This is a genomic window from Microbispora rosea (assembly GCF_900156315.1).
Classification (GTDB): Bacteria; Actinomycetota; Actinomycetes; order Streptosporangiales; family Streptosporangiaceae; genus Microbispora; species Microbispora rosea.
Window position 1 is genome coordinate 120280 of the sequence record NZ_FTNI01000013.1, and the last position, 19199, is coordinate 139478.

Here is a 19199-nt window from a genome sequence, read left to right on the forward strand (position 1 = left end):
AGAATTCGTCCGTAGCTTCCGGCTCATGGCGCATGACTACCTGATCATCGGGGCCGGACCGGCCGGGCTGCAGCTCGCCGCAGAGCTCGAACACGGCGGTCACGACTACGTCGTCCTGGAGCGCGGAGCCGGCCCGGGCACCTTCTTCACCCGGTTCCCGCGGCACCGCCGGCTGATCTCCATCAACAAGGTGCACACGGGGTACGACGACCCGGAGCTGCGGCTGCGGATGGACTGGAACTCGTTGCTGAGCGACGATCCCGACCTGCTGTTCACCCGCTACAGCGAGAAGTACTTCCCGCAGGCCGACGATTTCGTGCGTTACCTGTCCGACTACGCGGCGGCGACCGGCGTCCGGGTGCACTACGACGTCGACGTCTTCCGGATCGGCCGGGACGACGACGGGTTCACTGCCACCGACCGCAGTGGACGCTCGTGGCGGGGGCGGCGGCTGGTCGTGGCCACCGGAGTCTCCCAGCTCCACGTCCCGCCGATCCCGGGCATCGAACTCGCCGAACGCTACGACACGTTCGAGACGGACCCGCCGTCCTTCGCCGACCAGCGGGTCCTGGTGATCGGCAAGGGCAACTCGGGGTTCGAGACCGCCGACGCGCTCATGGACCAGGCCGCGGTCATCCACGTCGCCGGGCCGCACTCCGTCAGGATGGCCTGGCAGTCGCATTACGTCGGGCACCTGCGGGCGGTGAACAACAACTTCCTCGACAGCTACCAGCTGAAGTCCCAGAACTCGGTGCTCGACGGCACGGTGGAGAGCATCGAACGCCGTGCCGACGGCGGCTACCGGGTGATGTTCCGCTATGCCCGCACCGTGGAGGCGCTGCGCGAGCTGTTCTACGACCGGGTGATCGTGTGCACCGGCTTCCGGTTCGACGCCTCGATCTTCGACGACGGTTGCCGGCCCGCGCTGGTCATCGACGATCGTTTCCCCGAGCAGACGCCGGCGTACGAGTCCGTCAACGTGCCTGATCTCTACTTCACCGGCACGCTCACCCAGCAACGCGACTTCAAGAAGGCCACCAGCGGGTTCATCCACGGTTTCCGGTACGGGGTGCGCGCGCTCTACCGGATCCTGACCACCCGTTACCACGGCGAGGCCTGGCCGGCCGAGCAGGTCGAGCCCACGCCCGACGCGATCGCCGACGCGATAATCGCCAGGGTCAACCGCTCGTCGGCGCTGTGGCAGCAGTTCGGCGTGCTCGGCGACGTCGTCGGCGTGGCCGGAGCCACCGCGCTCTACCAGGAGGAGGTCCCGGTGGCGTACGTGGCGGACGGCGGCCTCGGCCGTTCCCCGCACAGGTTCGTCGTCACCCTGGAGTACGGCCTGCACCACGACGCCGTCGACCCCTTCGACATCTCGGTGCCGAGGGTCGTCGAGAACGACGCGGTCAACGCCCATGACGCGAGCTACCTGCACCCGGTGGTGCGGCACTACCGGGACGGAGCGCCGGCCGGCGTCCACCACCTCGCGGAGAACCTGGAGAACGAGTGGAACCTGCCGCAGGTGCACCAGCAGCCGCTGGCCGTCTTCGTCAAGGAGTGCCTTGCCGACGCCGGCTGAGCCGTACCCGCGCGCCGTTCTGGACCTCCTGGCCGCGGCCGGGGACCGGCCCGTCTTCGAGCACGGCGCCCGTGTCGTCACCGGCGCGCAGATGCTCGGCCTCGTCCGCCGGATCGCGGCCGGGCTGCGCGCGGCGGCCGTCGGGCCGGGGGACGGCCTCGCCACGGTGCTCGGCGTCACCCCGGAGGCGTTCGCCGCGACGATCGCCGCCTACGTCGTGGGAGCCCGGGCCGTCGGGGTGCGGCCCGGGCTGCCCCACGACCAGCTGCGCCACGTGCTCCACCAGGACATCGCCGCGGTCGTGACCGACGCGGCCACAGGCCCGGAGCACGCGCGGCGCACGCTGACCGTCTCCGAACTGCTGGCCGCGCCCGGCGAGGACGGTCCGCTGCGCCTGTCCGGCCGGCCGGAGGACGTCGCCCGGCTCGTCTACACCAGCGGCAGCACCGGCACGCCCAAGGCGTGCGCGCAGACCTACGCCGCCATGGACGCGGCGTGGACGGCCCGCCCGGCGGCGTGGCCGCCCGCGATCCGCGAACTGGCCTCCCGGCTGCGGCGCTATCTGGTGTTCGGGTCGCTGAGCAGCCAGGTGATGATGGAGTACGGCGTGCTCACGCTCGCCGCGGGCGGGACCATGGTCGTCGCCGACCCGCCCGCGTTCCCCGAGGCGATCACCAGGTATCGGGCGACCGCCAGCGTCATCACCGTGCCCCGCCTGTACGGACTCGTCGCCGCCCAGCGCACCGCCCCGGCCGACCTGAGCAGCCTCCGGGCGCTCATGGTGTCCGGGTCGCCGCTGGAGGCGTCCCGGCTCCGCGAGGCGTCCGACGTGCTCGGCCCGGTCGTGTTCCACGGCTATGGGCAGACCGAGACCGGCACGATCTCCATGGCCACGCCGCAGGACGTCCCCCCGTCGGTCGGGTTCCCGCCCGGCGTCGTCGACGTCGAGATCCGGGACGCGGAGGGCCTGCCGGTCCCGCCCGGCGCCGACGGCGAGCTGTACGTCCGCACCCCCGCTCAGGCCGTCGGCTACTGGGCCGACCCGGCGGAGACCGCCGAGGTGTTCGTCGACGGGTGGGTGCGCACCCGCGACCTGGGCCACTTCGACGAGGACGGACGGCTGTACCTGGCGGGGCGGACACGGGACGTCGTCATCGTCAACGCCAACCTCCACTACACCGGCCCGATCGAGCGGGTCCTGGCTACCTCCCCCGACATCGCGGAGGCGTACGTGGTCGGCGCCCCGGACGAGGACACCGGCGAGGCGGTGCACGCGTTCGTCGTACCGGTGGCGGACCGGACCCCCGACCGTGACTCGCTGCGCAGGCTGGTCGGCGAGCGGCTCGGCGTCGAGTGCGTTCCCGCGACCATCACCGTCCTCGGCGAGGTGCCGCTGACGCCGAACGGCAAACCGGACAAGCGCCTTCTGGCGACCGCGATACCCCGAGCCCGGAACAGCGCTCCTTGACGGCCGGACGGATACGGCCGACCAGACGGACCCGTCCGATGTCGAACCGTCACCTATGTCGAGCGGGCCGGCTCGGTTCGCCCGCGCGGTGCCGGCTCGGCCGACGGCGCCTGTGGCTCGGGTGGTCGCGACGCCGTGCGGCGCCGGGTGAGCAGGAGCGCGAGCGATCCGGCGATCAGCCCCCAGAAGGCCGATCCGATGCCCGCGATGGAGGCCGCCGAGGCGGTGACGACGAAGGTGACCGCCGCCGCCTCGCGCAGGTCCGGCCCGGTGAAGGCGGAGGCGAGCGAGGAGGCGAGGGCCGGGAGGAGCGCGAGCCCGGCCACGGCGGTGACCAGGACCGGCGGTGAGGCCACGACGAGCGCGGTGGCGAAGGCGGCGCCCAGCCCCAGCGCGAGCTGACCGGCGCCGAGGGCCAGGGTGGCGATCCAGCGCCGGGCCGGGTCGGGGTGGGCGTCGGGCCCGGCGGTCAGGGCGGCGGTGATGGCGGCGAGATTCACGGCGTGCCCGCCGAACGGCGCGGCGGCAGTGCTGACGAGCCCCGTCGTCACCAGTGCGCCGCGCAGCGGCACGGAGTAGCCGTAGGTCGCGAGGACGGCCGCCCCGGGCACGTTCTGCCCCGCCATGGTCACCAGGAACAGCGGCAGTGCGATGCCGACGAGGGCCGGCAGGGTCACGGCGGGCATCGTGAACACCGGGTCGGGGCGCAGGGACGCGGCCGGGAACGCGGCGCCGCCGATCGCGAGGCCGGCCACGGCCGCGACCAGCGCCCCGGCGATCGCCCACTGGCGGGCGTACCGCATCAGCACGGCCCAGGTCAGCGTGACCGGCCCCGCCAGCAGCGGGACCTCGGCCATCGCGTGGAGCGGGGCGGTGCACAGCGGGACCAGAACGCCGGCGAGCATGGCCGCCGCGATCGGGCCGGGGATCGCGGCGACGCCGCGGGCCAGCCACGGGACGACCCCGGCGAGCACGGTCAGGATCCCGCACACGGCGAAGGCCCCGACCGCCGCCGGGTAGCCGCCGGCCACGTGGCCGGTCGCGACGAGCAGCGCGGCGCCCGGAGTGGACCACGCGATCGCGATGGGCATCCGATAGCGGACGGACAGGACGGCGACGGCGATCGCGATGCCGGCGCACAGCGCGAGCAGGCCGGAGGCCGCCTGCCGGGAGTCGGCCCCGACCGCCCGCAGGCCCGCGAGGACGACCGAGAACGCGCTGGCGTAGCCGACGACCGCGCTGACCAGGCCGGTGAGCACCGGCTGCAGGATCCGCACCGCCCCTCCCCGAAAATACGACCGTTCCGTTTACGGAACGATTTCAGGTGACACCATAGCCAGGTGGGTACAGATGGGACAAGCCGGATCGACCCGGCCATCGGGCGGCGGCTGCGCGGGCTCCGGGAGGCACGCGGGCTGTCGCTGTCGGAGCTCGCCCGCAGGGCCGGCGTCGGGAAGGCCACCGTGTCCGGGCTCGAGCACGGAACGCGCAACCCCACGCTGGAGACGATGTACGCGATCGCGGCCGCGTTGTCGGTCCCGATGAGCGCGCTGACGCTGGACCCCGGCGCCCCGGCCGGCGCCGCCTCGCCGGTGCGGGGCACGGCCGTCCTGTCCACCCTGCTGGAGGTGTTCAGGGACCCGGGCGCGACCTACGAGATGTTCCGCCTGCGGATACTCCCCGGGGTCGAGCAGGCCTCGCCCGCGCATCCGCCCGGGGTCACCGAGCACCTCTCGGTCGTCGGGGGGACGATCAGGACGGGCCCCGCCGCCGCGCCGCTCACCGCGGGCCCGGGGGAGCACGTCTCGTGGGCCGCGGACGTCCCCCACGTCTACGCGGCCCTCGGCGGCGAGGAGGCGCACGCGATCCTCCTCATCCGCACCCCCCACGACCGCCAAGGGGCGGCGGGGGCGGCGGGGTCAGCGGGCGAGCAGGCGGCGCAGGCGTGAGGCCGGCGGCGCGGGCGGGGCGGGCGGAGGCGGAGGATCGATCAGGCCGAGCGACTCCAGCCTGCGCTTCTTGAAGTAGCGCGCCGGTCCGTGGGCGCTCACGTAGGCCGCCGCGGTGTCGCGCAGGCCGGGGTGGGCCGTGCTCTGCATGCAGTAGCCCACGGCGGCCACGAGGGCGGTGAGGTCGGCGGCGGGCGGCTCGGTGACCGTGCCGCCGGCCTCCAGCCGGGGCAGCGTGGCGTCCACGATCGTCGCCGGGATCCGGTTGCTGTTCTCGTACGGCGTGAGCCGTTCGAGGACGAGATCGGTGCCGGTGGTCGCGACCGGCAGGCCGAACAGCCGCCGCGCGGTCACCAGCGCGGTGGAGAAGCACCCGGCGACCAGCTCGGGGCGGTGCGTGGCGAAGCACGCCTCGGCGGGCGTCGTCTCGGGGGCCACGAGGAGGTCGACGCCGAGCTCCGCGGCGACCTGGCGCAGCTCGCGGGCGTGCCGCCGCCCGGCGGCGGGGTGCGGCTTGAACAGCACGGTTCGATGGCCGCGCGCCGCGACGCCGCGCAGCATGCGCTCGTGCAGCGCCGCCTCCTCGGCATCCGTGACCAGCCCCAGCGCGGACAGATACTGGCCGAGGACCACGGCGTCGGCGCGGGGCGCCGCCTCGGCCGCCCCCGCGACCCGGCCTGCCACGCTCGCGAACGACGCGTCCGTCAGCGCCTCGGCCGGCACGCCGTGCTCGGCGAGGAGCAGGGGCGCCAGGCCCGGGACGAGGTCGAGGTGGAGCAGCCGGGTGATCCGCCCGGCGATCTCCTGGGGGAGCGGGTCGCGGGTCGGCCCGTAGCTCATCAAGCCGTCGGAGTAGACGGTGATCGGGCAGTCCTTGACCAGGCCCGCGAGCGTGCGCGACGGGGACACCGCGATCGACTCCAGGACCAGCTCGTCCGGATCGCCGATCAGGTCGCGCAGCAGACGGCCGAGCATCGGCGTCTCGATCGAGCGGGGCTTCCAGTCCGACGGGTGCAGCGGCGCGATGATCTCGTTCCAGGACAGGACGCGGTCGAACCGGTCGCGCAGCGCGGCGAACCCCGGCGCCTCGTCCAGCGCCGGGGTGACCTCCGGGATCGCCGTGTTGTTCGACACGAGGAGGACCCGGCCGCCGTCGCGGAACCGCCCCTCGTCGATCGCCGCGGCGAGCGTCATCGCGCCGAACAGCGTGGAGGCGTAGAACAGCGTGGAGTCAGGCACGCGGCCCTCCTGTCAGGTGAGGGCCCGGTAGGTAGGGGCCGAGCAGAGCGGCCCGCTCGGGCTCCAGACCGCCGATCGCCTCGGTCAGCGCCTCGTGGGGGAGCCGGGCGAGCGCCGTACGCGCCCGCTCGTCGAACCGGGCGCGTACGGCCGGGGTGAACCGGCCGGCCAGCTCCACGTGGTGGGCGAGCAGCGCGCACAGGTTGCGGGCCGCCTTCGGCAGGTAGCGGGGCTCGACCTCGTCCAGGACCATCGCGTAGGCGTCGAAGAAGTGGAGCTGCCGCTCGTCGCCGATCTGCGTGAGCGAGGCCGTGAGGCCCCGCCGGTAGAACACCCCGGCGAGGGAGACCACGGCGTACGACCGGGCCAGGCGGTGCAGCCGCCAGATCCACGGGCGGTCCTCGGCGGTGTGCAGCCCGGCGGGGAAGGCCAGCAGGTCGTCCAGCTCCCGCCGGTAGATCCCCGCCCAGGCGTAGGGGTAGTCGACCATCGTCTTGAAATCGGCCGGCAGGATGCCGTCGCGCGGGTCCAGCACGACGCCGCGGCGGGGCTGCGGCGCCCGGTGCGTCTCCCGTCTGCGGCCCTCGACCTGGACGTGGTCCACGCGCACGAAGTCGCACCCGAGCCCGTCGATGGCGGCGACGAGGCGGGGCAGGTAGCCGGGCGCGAGCCAGTCGTCGGCGTCGAGGAAGGTGACGTAGCGGCCGGCGGCCAGCTTCAGGCCGGCGTTGCGGGCGCCGGCCAGTCCCAGCGGCACCGGGTTGCGGACGACGGTGAGCCCCGGCAGATCGCGCCGGAACTCCTCGACGACCTCCGCGGTCGCGTCCGTGGACCCGTCGTCCACGACGACGACCTCGGTCTCGAACTCGCGCGTCCGGTTGCGCACCAGTGACTTGAGGGCGTCGCCGAGGTACGCCTCGCCGTCCCGGACCGGCACGACCACGGACAGAGTGATCATGCGGTGACGCGGCGCAGGCGGGCCCGCGGGGCCTCCTCACCCGGGTAGACGCGCTTCACGCCGTCGCCGAGCGCCGTCTCGATGATGCGGATGTCCCGGACGAGGTGGTCCAGGCCGGTGGGCTCCAGCGAGGCGGCGTGGTCGGAGCCCCACATCGCCCGGTCGAGCGTGATGTGCCGCTCGACGGTCACCGCGCCCAGGGTCACGGCGGCGAGCGAGATCTGCAGCCCGCGCTCGTGCCCCGAGTAGCCGACCGGCACGCCGTACCGCTGCTGGAGCGTGGTGATCATGCGGAGGTTGGCCTCCTCCGGCGGGAGCGGGTAGGTGGAGGTGGCGTGCATCATCACCAGGCGCTCGGTGCCGAGGATCTCCACCGCCGCGTCGATCTCCTCGAGCGTGGACATGCCGGTGGACAGGATGACCGGCTTGCGGGTGGCGGCCAGCGCGCGCAGCAGTTCGTGGTCGGTCACCGAGGCCGAGGCCACCTTGTGCGCGACGACGTCCATGTCCTCGAGGAAGTCCACCGACGGCACGTCCCAGGGCGAGGCGAACCAGTCGATGCCGCGCTCATCGCAGTATTTGGCGATGTGGGCGTACTCGTCCGCGCCGAACTCGGTGCGGATCTTGTACTCCATGTAGGTCATCTCGCCCCACGGCGTCTGCCGGATCTGGTCGCGCTGCTCGAGCGGCACGCAGATCTCCGGGGTCCGCTTCTGGAACTTGACGGCCTGGCAGCCCGCGTCGGCGGCCACGTCGATCAGCTTGCGGGCGATGTCGACGTCGCCGTTGTGGTTGATGCCGATCTCGCCGATCACGTACACGGGCTGTCCGGGGCCGACCAGCGACCGGCCGATCCGCACCGGCCGCGGCTGCCCGAGGTGGCGGGACGCGGTGACGGGCGCGGGCGCGGCGGCGGAGGCGGTCTCCAGCGAGGCGGCCGGGCGGGCCGCGAGCACCCGGTCGGACAGCTCGCGCACGGCTCCGGCGCCCCCGGGGGCCGACAGCACGACGCGGGCGGCGGCGCGCACCCGGGGGTGGGCGTCGGGCACCGCGACCGGCCAGCCGACGATCGCCATGCAGGACAGGTCGTTGACGTCGTTGCCCACGTACGCCACCCGCTCGGGAGCCAGGCCCTCGGCGGCCAGCCACTCGCGCAGCGCGACGTCCTTGGCGCCGAGACCCTGCACCACGGGCACGCCGAGCTTGGCGGCGCGGGCGGCGACGACCGGGTTGCGCTCGGTGGACAGCACGAGCACCTTCACACCGGCCCGGCGCAGCAGCGCGATCCCCATGCCGTCGGAACGGCTGACCGCGACCATCTCCCTGCCGTCGGAGTCGACGAACGCGCGGTCGTCGGTGTGCACGCCGTCGAAGTCGGTGACGACGGCGTCCACGTCGATCGGCAGCGGCTCGTCCACGAACGGCGCGAGCGCCCTGGCGATCTCCAGGTCCTCCGGGGTGTCGATCTCGACCGCGTGCCGGGCGGGCACCGGCTGGACCGCGACCTTGCCGAAGAAGCGGTGGCCCCGCTCGCGCAGGCCCTCCGTACGCATCACGTAGAACGCGCCGGTCTCGCGGAAGTCGGGCTCGCGGTCCTGGCGGCGCGGGCGCACGGCCGGGTCGTGGTTCACCCCGTGGCCGGCGCCGGTCCAGACGAACTCGTAGGTCTCGGTGCCGGAGAAGACCGAGTCGGCCTCGCCGTCCAGCACCTTCGCGACGGCGGCGTCGAGGTCGCGGGGATCGAGGAACGCGCTGGTGCACTGGACGAGCACGACGATCTCGGGCGCCTCGCCGGCGATCTCGGACAGGGCGTGCAGCACGGCGGACTCGCTGGAGGCGGCCGGGCCGCTGAGCTCGGCCGGCCGGCGCACGACCCGGGCGCCCGCGCCCTCCGCCACTTCGGCGATGCGCTCGTGGTCGGTGCTGACGACCACGTCGTCCACCAGTTCGGCGCGCAGACAGGCGTCCACCGCACGGGCGACGAGCGGGACGCCGCCCACCTTCTCGAGGTTCTTCAGCGGGACGCCCACCGACCCTCCACGGGCGGGGACGACGGCCAGCACTCGCACGAGTGACTCCTCTACCTGCGACATCGGGAACCCCAGGGGGCCGGGGTGTCCCGAAAACTAGCCAGCAGGTTCTCCCGTTGGGGGTTACTGGGCTGAACGACCAGGGGCGCGGTCCTTAACTTTGGGTGTCGCCGCACGGGGCGGCGTTGCCGGCGGCGGAATCGTCGGCGGCGCGATCGTCAGCGGGATCACCCGCGGGATCGTCCGCGGGTCTCTCAGCGGGATCGTCCGCGGCGTCCGGGGCCAGCGGCAGCGTGATCACGAAGCGCACGCCGGGCTCGCCGTCCGTGACGTCCTCCACGCCGATGGAGCCGCCGTGGGCCTCCACCACCTCACGGGCGATGGCCAGGCCGAGGCCCGTGCCGCCCCGGTCGCGGCTGCGCGCCGCGTCGGTGCGGTAGAACCGCTCGAAGATCCGTTCGCGGTCCGCCTCGGAGATCGGGCGGCCGTCGTTGCGCACGCACAGGACGGCCGTGTCCTCGGTGCGCGTGACCCGCACGCAGACCACCGTCAGCGCGTGCCGCTCGGCGTTGTCGAGCAGGTTCGTCACCACCCGGGCGAGGTGGCGGCGAACACCCCTGACCGTCACGCCCGGGGTGTTGTGGAGGTGGGTCGGCAGCTGTTCCGGCCGCCGCGCGATCTCGCTGACGACCAGCTGGGACAGGTCGACCTCCTCCCGGGCGGTCGCGGGGGCGGTCGGGATCCGCGCGAGCAGGAGCAGGTCGGCGACGATCGCCTCCAGACGCTCGGTGTCGCGCAGCGCGGCGCAGAGCGCCTCGCAGGTGTCCTCGGGGTGCAGGCGCGCGCTCTCCAGCTGGGCGCGGATGCCGGCGATGGGGGTGAGCAGCTCGTGCGAGGCGTCGGCGGCGAACTGCCGCTGCCGCTGGATGGAGGTGTCCAGCCGGGACAGCGCGTCGTTGGCGGCCTGGGCGAGCCGGGAGAACTCGTCGTCGCCGGGCGGCTCGGGCACCCGGCCGCCGGGATTCCGCTCGGTGATCTCGGCGAGCTCCGACCGGATCGCCTCTACCGGCCGCAGCGCGCGGCCCGTCACGTTGTAGGCGGTCCAGCCCGCGAGCGCGGTGAGCAGCAGGGCCGCCAGGAGCAGCGCGGGCAGCGTGACGGAGGTGTCGAGGATGGCGGGGGCCGCCCGGCCCGCGTAGACGAGCTCGGAACCGGGCCCCGGAGAGACCCGCAGCACCGTGACGTAGAGGCAGTCGCGCCCGGAGAGCGAGCAGGCCGTCGTCTGGGTGACCTCGCGGTCGGAGGCCGGGCGTAACGGGCTCAGGCGGGGCACGCCCTCGGCCGCCGGGCTCTCGGCGACGACCCGGCCGTCCGGTCCCGCCACCTCGATCAGGTCGATGTCGTTGCCGGCGGTCGGAATGGGGTTGGGAAGGTGACCGTCGCGGATCTGCGCGGCGACGGAAGTAGCGGTGTCCAGGCTCCGGTCCCAGATGCGGTCCGCGACCATGTCGCGTACGAGCACGTGCACCACGATCGCGAGCGGGATCAGCAGGATCGCCGCAGTCCCGGTGGCGAGGAGGGCCAGCCGGGCTCGCAGTGACGGGGAGCGCCTGGGGAGGAGCATTACCCGAGGTTACTTATGGTCATCCTTAGGGAAACTCGCGACATCGAAAAGCTCACCCCAAAGATGCTCAAATTCTCTTAATGAGTGCAACCGGGCGCGGGTGCCCGCGCCGGGTCGCACTCCTCCGGGCGTCCCTACGATGTTTCAGTGAACACCCCGGCCGTGCGGGCGGGCACGGTCAGCGTGCCGGTCGCCGGATCCGCCGACGCCTGCCGGACCACCGGGTCGTCCGACGCCGCCTGCACGGGGTGCGGCGCGACCCGTGCGCCCTTCAGCGCGGGCACGACGGGGGCGGCGGTCCTCCCGGTGGCGTTGAACACCACGTAGATCGCCTTGTTCGCGGGATCGACCCCGGTGGCGTCGATGCGCATGACGATCACGCCGGGAGTGCCCGACGGCGGGAAGGAGACCCGTCTGCCGATCTCCGCGGCGGAGCCGAGCGAGAAGGCGGGGGAGGAGTAGCGGATCCGCAGCAACTCGCCGAACCTCGCCCGGGCCGCGCCGATCGCCGCGCAGCCCGGCTTCAGCGCGGGGTCGGCCAGCAGGGGCCGCGCGTACGGCCAGCGCGCCTCGTTGTCCTTGGCTGGCGGCAGTCCGCCGCCGAAGCCGTTACCCTCGTGGCAGTCCCACAGCAGGCGGTTGAACCAGTCGCCCGAGTCGTAGGAGTTGCGGTCGAGCGACTTCGACCGCAGCCGCTCGCTGCCGGCGTGGACGAACGCGGTGCCCTGGCCGAGCAGGACCGTCGCCAGCGAGAGCGACTGCATCCTGACCCGGTCGGCCATCGGGGTGTCCCCGGGCAGCTTGTAGGCGAGCGCGTCGAACAGCGTCTCGTTGTCGTGGGCGTCGACGTAGGTCACCGTGTCGGCGGGCTCGGCGGCGTACCCGGCCGGGCTGCCGTTGTGGTCGACCTCCGAGCCCCTGACGGGCGTGCCGGACGATCCGGTGAACGTGAAGTCGCGCAGGTTGCCCGCGAGCCCGAGCTTCACGAGGTCCTCGTAGTGCGCGAGCCGGTCGTCCGGCCCTGAGTCGTCCGGCCCTGAGTCGGCCGGCCCTGAGTCGGCCGGCCCTGAGTCGGCCGGCGCGGAGTCGGCCGGCGCGGAGTCGGCCAGGCCGGAGCCGAAGCCCCGGACGCCCGGGTCCGCGTCGAACGGCGTGCCGCCGCGCACGGCGTCGCGCAGCCGGTCGCTGAACGTGCCGATCCCGGTGCCGGCCATGTTCGCCTGGGTGGCCTGCTCGAACCGGGCGCCGCCGGCCACCTCGCCGAAGTCCCAGCCCTCGCCGTACAGGATGATCGACCTGCCGTCCACGCCGTCCCTCTCGGGCGTGAGCGCGTCGAGTGCCTCGCGCACGGCCAGGATGTTCGCCTTCGGGTGGTGGCCCATCAGGTCGAACCGGAAGCCGTCGACCTTGTACTCCTTCGCCCAGGTGACGATCGAGTCGACGACGAGCCGGCCCATCATCGCGTGCTCGGGGGCGGTGTTCGCGCAGCAGGTGGAGGTGGCCACCGTGCCGTCGTCCATGAGCCGGTGGTAGTAGCCGGGCACGACGCGGTCGAGCACGCTCGCGGGGTCCTGCCCGGCGGCGTGGGTGTGGTTGTAGACGACGTCCATGACCACCCGCAGGCCCGCGCCGTTGAGCCCCGCGACCATCTCGCGGAACTCCTTGATCCTCCGGTCCGGGTCGGTCGCGTACGACCCCTCGGGCACGGTGTAGTGCAGCGGGTCGTAGCCCCAGTTGTACGAGTCCTTCGCGGCCGTCTCCGCCACGCACGCCTGCTGCCGGTCGGAGTCCGGCGGCAGCGCGGCGAGGTCGCAGCGGGGTTCGGTGCGGTCGGCCTTCCGGTCGGGCACGGTGGCGAAGTCGAAGACCGGCAGCAGGTGGACGTGGGTCAGCCCGTCCTTCGCCAGGCTCCGCAGCTCGGTCATCCCGGCGCCGCCGGTCTCGGTGAACGCCTTGTACGTGCCGCGCCGGGCGGCCGGGACGGTGGCGTCGGAGGCCGAGAAGTCGCGCACGTGCAGCTCGTAGATCGACGCCCGGTCCTGGCGCACCGCCGGGGGCTTTTCCAGGCCCGTCCACCCCTCGGGCCGCAGCGACCGGTCGCCGAGGTCGACGATCTGGCTGCGCCCCGAGCCCGCCGAGACCGACAGGCTGTAGGGGTCGGTCACCTCGTTGGTCACGACCTTCCCCGCGGCGGGGGCGTAGACGGTGACGAGGTAGGTGTAGTACCTGCCCCGCCACGACGCCGGGCCGTCGATCGACCACACGCCCGTCGCGTCGTCCCTGCGCATCCGGTGGACCGTCCTGCGATCGGTGGACGGGCCGTCGTAGAGGGCCAGCTCGACCTTCTGCGCGGTCGGCGCCCACACCGCGAGCCCGCCGCGGCCGGTGGGGCCGAGCGGAGTCTTCGCGGCCCCGGCGTACAGATCGTCGAGCACGCCGGGGATCTGCACGCCGGTGGCGGTCAGCAGCGCGCCCGAGGGCCCGCGCTCGATCGCCACGACCTGGCCGCGCAGCGCGTCGCGCACGAGGCCGGCGTCGCGCGGATCCACCTTCAGCGCGCCGTACGCCGCGCCGGGAGAGGCCAGATGCGGCCACGCGGCCTTCTGAGCGGCGCTCAGCCGCCCGGGCGCCAGGCGGATCAGGCGGACGTCCCCGGTCAGGTCGCCCTTCTCGTACGCGATGCCGCCCGTGGGGGAGCAGGCCAGCGCGTAGTGGTTCTCCTCGGCGGCCTCGCCCTTCCACGCGACCGTGTCCCGGGCGATCCACTGGGCCGTGGCCCTGGACAGGTCGGCGTCCGCCCCGGTGGCCGCGGGCCGCGGCAGCAGGTATCCGTCCACACCTGACAGTTTCCACACCTCGCGGCCGGTCACGCCGAGGCCCGGCGCATGCAAGGATTTGCGGTAAGTTCCAGAAACATTGCAGTAGTTTCGTGACCCACCGCCGTAACAGGCGCGAAACGTGTGTCCGACACTGTTGGTGTCGCATGAGAAGGAGGTGGTGGGGATGCTGCTGCGGCTGCGGGTCTCGCTCCCCGACCGGCCAGGGGTGCTGGGCCAGGTGGCGCGCGCGTTCGGCGTGATGGGCGCGGACATCCTGCAGGTGACCGTGCTGGAGCGGCAGGCGGGTCGCGCGGTCGACGACTTCACCGTCTCCTGGTCGGGTGTCTTCGAACCCGGCGAGCTGCGTGAACGGATCGGCGTGGTCCCCGGCACACGGGTGGAGGCCGTGTGGCCGACCCGGGAGGTGCCCGGAGCGACCCCCGACTACGACCTGCTCGGCCACGTCGCCGCGGACCCCGACCGGGCGTACGTCACCCTCGTCGACGCGGTGCCCGACCTGGTCAGCGCCGAGTGGGCGGTCGCGGTCGACTCGGCCGACGGCACGATCGTCCACGGAAGCTGGCAGGCGCCGGAGACCGTCCCCGCGGCCGACCTCACGCCGCTACGCGCCTCGGCCTTCGAGGAGGGCGGGCTGCATCTGGTGAGCGTGCCGATGGACGGCGTCCACCTGGTGGTGGCACGGTCCCAGGGTCCCGCGTTCCACCGGGCCGAGCTGGACAAGATCGCCCGCCTGGTGGGCATCGTCTCCGTGCTGGCCGGCGGCGTCAGCCGTACCATCTGACGGCGTTACCTGCGCGGCGGGTCGATGCGGGTGCCGTCCATCGTGAACAGCATGAGCCGGGAGACGTCGACGGCGACCCGGCCGGCGTCGCCGGCGCGCCACACGGGCCGGTTGCCGAGCCTGACGATCAGATCCGCGCGGCGGTGCGTGCCCGACTGCGAGGCCGCGGGCTGCTGCTGCTGCTCCTCCTCCGCCGGGGCCGAGCCGTTCAGCAGGCGGCGCATCATCGACCGCGCCTTGCCGCCGCCTCCCGCGCCGTTGAGCTGGCGGCGGTCCGGCGGTTCCGGCACGTTGACGGCCGGGATCCCGGCCTCAAGGTAGGCGAGCCACTCGTGGCCGTGATACTCCAGGGTCCTGACCCGGCCGAAGAACGTCGGGCCCTCCGTCCGCTCCGGCACCGGCACCAGCCCGTCCGGCCGGATTCCCACGATGATCTGCGTGCCGGTGTGCTGCGACACCGCGTACGCCCGTGGATCGGTCCAGGGCATCGTGATCTGGTGAGGGCCGAAGTCGAGCATGATGAACTGGTTCTGCGGGGTGCGCACGGTCGCCGCGAGCAGGTTGAGCTGCTGGGAGTTGAGGAACGCGGCGGTGAACGCGGTCGCGGGGTCGTTGTAGACCTGCGCGGGCGTGCCGATGTCCTGCAGCACGCCCCGGTTCATGATGGCGATGCGGTCGGCCAGGGTGAGGGCCTCGACCTGGTCGTGCGTGACGTAGATGGTGGTGACGCCGAGGGCGCGCACCAGCGACGAGATCTCCATGCGCAGCTCGGTGCGCATGCCGGCGTCCAGGTTGGACAGCGGCTCGTCCATCAGGAACAGAGAGGGCTGCCGCACGATGGCGCGCCCCATCGCCACCCGCTGGCGCTGGCCACCGGACAGCGTGCCCGGCCGCCGGTCCAACGTCTCGTCGATGTGCAGCGCGCGCGACAGCTCGACGACCCGTTGCTTGACCATCGTGGGATCCGCTTTGGCGATCTCCAGCGGGAACGACAGGTTGCCGCGTACCGTCCGGTGGGGATAGAGGGCGCCGTTCTGGAAGACCATCGCGACGTCCCGGTCCCGGGGCGCGAGGTGGTTGGCGATCTCCCCGCCAAGCCACAGGTCGCCGGAGGTGATCTCCTCCAGCCCCGCGATCATGCGGAGTAGCGTGGACTTCCCGCAGCCCGACGGCCCGAGCAGGACGAGGAGCTCACCCTCGTCCGCGCGCAGGTTCATGCGGTCGACCGCGAGGTACCCCCCCGGGTAAATCTTCGTCACGTTGTCGAGGACGACGGTGCTCATGCGCGCTCGTTCCTCCCGGGCAGGCACGCCCGGATCCCCAGCCTTCGGTGTGAATGATGAGGTAGTACATCGCGTCGCGGGCACTCGTGTCCATACGTGTCGTGAAAGATCCGGCATCTACTTGCAACTTCTCGTTACACTCGACTTTCCCTTTGCTAAAGACGGCTGTCAGGGTTGTGCCATGACCTCCCTGCGGCCCTCTATGCGGCGTCAAATGTAACGAATTTGCTGAAAGTTTCTGTAAGGCCTTTCATCCCCTTCGCGCCCCTGTTACGTTCCGCTCAAATCCCCCTGAGCAAGGAGTGCGACGCAGATGAGGCGAGTCCTCACGTCCGCGGCGGTGGCCGCGGCGCTCGCGTTGGCGGTCACGGCCTGCGGCGACGGTTCCGGCGACCCCGGATCAGCCCCGGCCAAGAGCGCCGCCCCCGCCGAGGTGTCCGGCACGGTCACCTGGTGGGACACCTCGGACGCCACGACCGAGGGCCCGGTCTTCCAGGAGATCGTCAAGGACTTCGAGGCGAAATATCCGAAGATCAAGGTCAATTACGTCAACGTGCCGTTCGCGGAGGCGCGGGACAAGTTCAAGACCGCCGCGCAGTCCGGTTCCGGCGCGCCCGACGTGCTGCGCACCGACGTGGGCTGGGTCGCGGAATTCGCCTCGCTCGGTTACCTCGCGCCGCTCGACGGCACCCCGGCCGTCGACAAGCCCGAGGAGTTCCTGCCGGTCCCGGCGGCGAGCGGCAAGTACAACGGCAAGACGTACGGCGTGCCGCAGGTGACGGACACCCTGGGCCTCCTGTACAACAAGGAACTACTGAAGAAGGCGGGCTACGACGAGCCTCCAGCGACAATGGCCGACCTCAAGAAGGCGGCGCTCGACGTCAAGTCGAAGACCGGAGCGGGCGGCCTCGCCCTGAATGTGGACGCCTACTTCCTGCTTCCGTTCATTTATGGCGAGGGCGGCGACTTCGTCGACGTCCAGAACAAGAAGATCACGATCTCGTCCCCGCAGAGCGTGGCGGGGGTGAAGATCGTCGAGGACCTGATCACGTCCGGCGCCGCCGTCAAGCCCGCGCTGCAGGACAGCTACACGAACGCCGAGACCGCGTTCAAGGACGGCAAGGTCGCGATGATCTTCAACGGCCCGTGGTCCAACGCGGACAACCTCGGTGGCAAGGTGTTCAAGGACAACCCGGACAACTTCGGCGTCGCCCCGGTCCCGGCCGGCTCGGCGAAGGCCGGCTCGCCCCTGGGCGGCCACGATTACACCGTGTACGCGGGCTCGAAGAACCTGGACGCGTCCTACCTGTTCGTCCAGTTCATGGACAGCGCGGAGAGCCAGGCCAAGGTCGCCGGCAAGCTCGGCCTGCTGCCCACCCGCCAGCCCGCCTACAGCGCCTCCGAGGCGACGGCCAACCCGAAGATCGCGCAGTGGGCCAAGCCGATGGAGACGGCCGTCGAGCGTCCCTGGATCCCCGAGGCCGCCTCGCTGTTCCAGCCGCTGGTCGAGGGCTACCAGAAGCTCGCGGGCGGGCAGACGGCGACCGAGCCCATGCTCACCGACGTCGCCACCGCCTACCAGGGCATCCTCAAGGGCTGGAGCCTGTAGGAGATGACGGCTGACGTCGTCGCGACGAGAAGGGCCGCGCCCCGCTCCGGGGCGCGGCGCCTCCTGTCGCGTCACTGGTACGCGTGGGCGATGACCGCGCCGGTCGTCGTCGTGACGCTGGTGCTGGTCGGCTACCCCCTCGTGCGAGGCGTGTACCTGTCGCTCACCGACGCGACCGAGGCCACTCTGGGCCACACGATCGGGATGAACGTCATCCCTGACAGATACGAGTTCGTGGGCCTGCGGAACTACGCCGACATCCTGACGTCCTCGGCGTTCCTCGGCCGGCTGACCTGGACGGTCGTGTGGACCGTCGTCTGCGTCGCCCTGCATGTGGGCATCGGCCTCGGCCTGGCGATGCTGCTGAACCGGCCCATGCGGCTGCGGGCGCTCTACCGGATCCTGCTCGTGCTGCCCTGGGCCGTGCCGGCCTTCGTGTCCGCCTTCATCTGGCGCTACCTGCTGAACGGCGAGTTCGGCGTGGTCAACGCCATGCTCCGGGCCGCGGGGTTCGCCGGGATCAGCTGGCTGGACGACCCGTTCTGGGCCAAGGTCTCGGTGATCGCCTGCAACGTGTGGCTGGGCGTGCCGTTCATGATGCTCGCGCTGCTCGGCGGCCTGCAGTCCATCCCGCGCGAGCTGCACGAGGCCGCGGAAGTGGACGGCGCCACGCCGTGGCAGCGCTTCCGCCACATCACGCTGCCGGGCCTGCGCCCGGTGTCGAGCACGGTCGTCCTGCTCGGCACGATCTGGACGTTCAATCAATTCCCGGTCATCTTCCTGCTGACCAAGGGAGGACCGGGCGGAGCCACGGAGATCCTCGTGACGTACGCCTACCGCCAGGCGTTCGAGGGCATCAGGAACTACTCGGGCTCCGCGGCCTGGGGCATGGTGATCCTCGCGCTGCTCGTCGTGATGGCCACGGTCTACCGGCGCGCGCTCAGGCAGCAGGGGGAGGCATGGTGAGCCCGGCCGCTCCCGCCGGCGCGTGGAGCCGCGACAGGCGCAGCCCCGGCAGGTCGATCGCCCTGCACCTCACGCTGATCGCGGCGAGCATCGTGTCGGTGTTCCCGGTCGCGTGGCTGGTGCTGACCTCGCTCAAGCCGCGAACGGTCATCGAGACCGCCTCGGTCGCGCCGGTCGACCACCCCACGCTCGCCAACTACACGCAGGTCCTGGGGGAGACCCGGTTCCTGACGTGGGCCGCCAACTCCGTCGTCGTCTCGCTCATGACGGCCGTGCTCGGCGTGCTGCTGGCGGCCACCACCGGCTACGCGGTCAGCCGTTTCCGCTTCCCCGGCTTCCGCTCGGTGATGTGGATGCTGCTGATCACGCAGATGTTCCCCGTGGCGATCCTGATCGTGCCGATCTACAACCTGATGGCCGGGCTCGGGCTGATCAACCAGTTCCCGTCCCTCGTCATCGCGTACCTCACCTCCACCGTGCCGTTCTGCGCGTGGATGATGAAGGGCTACTTCGACACCGTCCCGGTGACGATCGACGAGGCCGGCCGGGTGGACGGCCTGACCCCCTTCGGCACGTTCTGGCGGCTCATCCTGCCGCTGGCCAAGCCCGGCCTCGCCGTGGCCGCCTTCTACTCGTTCATCACCGCCTGGGCGGAGGTCGCGTACGCGACCGCGTTCATGACGGGTGACGACAAGTACACGCTCGCGGTCGGCCTGAGCCAGTTCGTCGGCCAGCACAAGGCGGAGTGGGGCCTGCTGACGGCCTCGTCGGTGCTGATCGCCATCCCGGCGGCCGTCGTCTTCCTGCTCGTCCAGCGCCACCTCGTCACCGGTCTGACGGCCGGTGCGACGAAGGCGTGACCCTATATGAGAA

General features: G+C 72.2%; 14 protein-coding genes. 7 read left to right on the top strand and 7 right to left on the bottom strand.

Annotated features, from left to right (window positions below):
- Window positions 1-25: 25 nt before the first annotated feature.
- Window positions 26-1579, top strand: coding sequence for an NAD(P)-binding domain-containing protein (locus BXA11_RS19640; protein ID WP_076436558.1), 1554 nt, complete (start codon window positions 26-28; stop codon window positions 1577-1579).
- Window positions 1563-3047, top strand: coding sequence for a class I adenylate-forming enzyme family protein (locus BXA11_RS19645; protein ID WP_076436560.1), 1485 nt, complete (start codon window positions 1563-1565; stop codon window positions 3045-3047). The genes BXA11_RS19640 and BXA11_RS19645 overlap by 17 nt, the downstream gene beginning before the upstream one ends.
- Window positions 3048-3100: 53 nt before the next feature.
- Here the strand turns inward: BXA11_RS19645 and BXA11_RS19650 are convergent, their stop codons facing one another.
- Window positions 3101-4324 carry a benzoate/H(+) symporter BenE family transporter gene (locus BXA11_RS19650; protein WP_076436563.1) on the bottom strand — a complete coding sequence of 408 codons (1224 nt, stop codon included), beginning with the start codon at window positions 4322-4324 and terminating at the stop codon, window positions 3101-3103.
- Window positions 4325-4387: 63 nt separating this feature from the next.
- Here BXA11_RS19650 and BXA11_RS19655 point away from each other — a divergent pair, with 63 nt between their 5' ends.
- The gene (locus BXA11_RS19655) at window positions 4388-4996 is read left to right on the top strand and encodes a helix-turn-helix domain-containing protein (RefSeq protein ID WP_204053734.1); all 609 of its coding nucleotides are present in this window, start codon (window positions 4388-4390) and stop codon (window positions 4994-4996) included.
- On the opposite strand, the gene BXA11_RS19660 is transcribed toward BXA11_RS19655, so the two are convergent.
- The 5 genes from BXA11_RS19660 to pulA all read right to left on the bottom strand — a co-directional run bounded on the left by BXA11_RS19660 (window position 4967) and on the right by pulA (window position 13684).
- Complete coding sequence (locus tag BXA11_RS19660) at window positions 4967-6235, bottom strand: polysialyltransferase family glycosyltransferase (RefSeq protein ID WP_239105051.1); 1269 nt, start codon at window positions 6233-6235, stop codon at window positions 4967-4969. The genes BXA11_RS19655 and BXA11_RS19660 overlap by 30 nt on opposite strands.
- Window positions 6228-7193: a glycosyltransferase family 2 protein gene (locus tag BXA11_RS19665; RefSeq protein ID WP_076436566.1), complete on the bottom strand. Its 966-nt coding sequence runs from the start codon at window positions 7191-7193 to the stop codon at window positions 6228-6230. Before BXA11_RS19665 ends, BXA11_RS19660 begins: the two co-directional genes overlap by 8 nt.
- The gene (locus BXA11_RS19670) at window positions 7190-9262 is read right to left on the bottom strand and encodes an N-acetylneuraminate synthase family protein (protein WP_239105052.1); all 2073 of its coding nucleotides are present in this window, start codon (window positions 9260-9262) and stop codon (window positions 7190-7192) included. Before BXA11_RS19670 ends, BXA11_RS19665 begins: the two co-directional genes overlap by 4 nt.
- 115 nt (window positions 9263-9377) lie before the next feature.
- Window positions 9378-10847, bottom strand: a complete 1470-nt coding sequence (locus tag BXA11_RS19675; RefSeq protein ID WP_076436568.1) for a sensor histidine kinase — start codon at window positions 10845-10847, stop codon at window positions 9378-9380.
- A gap of 134 nt (window positions 10848-10981) precedes the next feature.
- A complete protein-coding gene (pulA, locus tag BXA11_RS19680) occupies window positions 10982-13684 on the bottom strand; it encodes a pullulanase-type alpha-1,6-glucosidase (RefSeq protein WP_239105053.1) in 2703 nt (900 codons plus the stop codon).
- 139 nt (window positions 13685-13823) lie between these two features.
- Between pulA and BXA11_RS19685 the strand changes: the two genes are divergently transcribed.
- Window positions 13824-14468: an ACT domain-containing protein gene (locus tag BXA11_RS19685; protein WP_239105054.1), complete on the top strand. Its 645-nt coding sequence runs from the start codon at window positions 13824-13826 to the stop codon at window positions 14466-14468.
- A gap of 5 nt (window positions 14469-14473) precedes the next feature.
- On the opposite strand, the gene BXA11_RS19690 is transcribed toward BXA11_RS19685, so the two are convergent.
- Window positions 14474-15751 carry an ABC transporter ATP-binding protein gene (locus tag BXA11_RS19690; protein ID WP_076436574.1) on the bottom strand — a complete coding sequence of 426 codons (1278 nt, stop codon included), beginning with the start codon at window positions 15749-15751 and terminating at the stop codon, window positions 14474-14476.
- A 313-nt stretch (window positions 15752-16064) separates the two neighbouring features.
- Between BXA11_RS19690 and BXA11_RS19695 the strand changes: the two genes are divergently transcribed.
- The 3 genes from BXA11_RS19695 to BXA11_RS19705 are packed head-to-tail and all read left to right on the top strand — an operon-like array spanning window position 16065 to window position 19186.
- Entirely contained in the window at window positions 16065-17360 is a 1296-nt protein-coding gene (locus BXA11_RS19695; RefSeq protein ID WP_076436577.1) for an extracellular solute-binding protein, read from the top strand.
- A 3-nt stretch (window positions 17361-17363) separates the two neighbouring features.
- On the top strand, window positions 17364-18326 hold the full coding sequence (locus BXA11_RS19700) for a carbohydrate ABC transporter permease (RefSeq protein WP_076436579.1): 963 nt from the start codon (window positions 17364-17366) through the stop codon (window positions 18324-18326).
- Window positions 18320-19186, top strand: coding sequence for a sugar ABC transporter permease (locus BXA11_RS19705; RefSeq protein ID WP_076436582.1), 867 nt, complete (start codon window positions 18320-18322; stop codon window positions 19184-19186). Before BXA11_RS19700 ends, BXA11_RS19705 begins: the two co-directional genes overlap by 7 nt.
- Window positions 19187-19199: the final 13 nt, after the last annotated feature.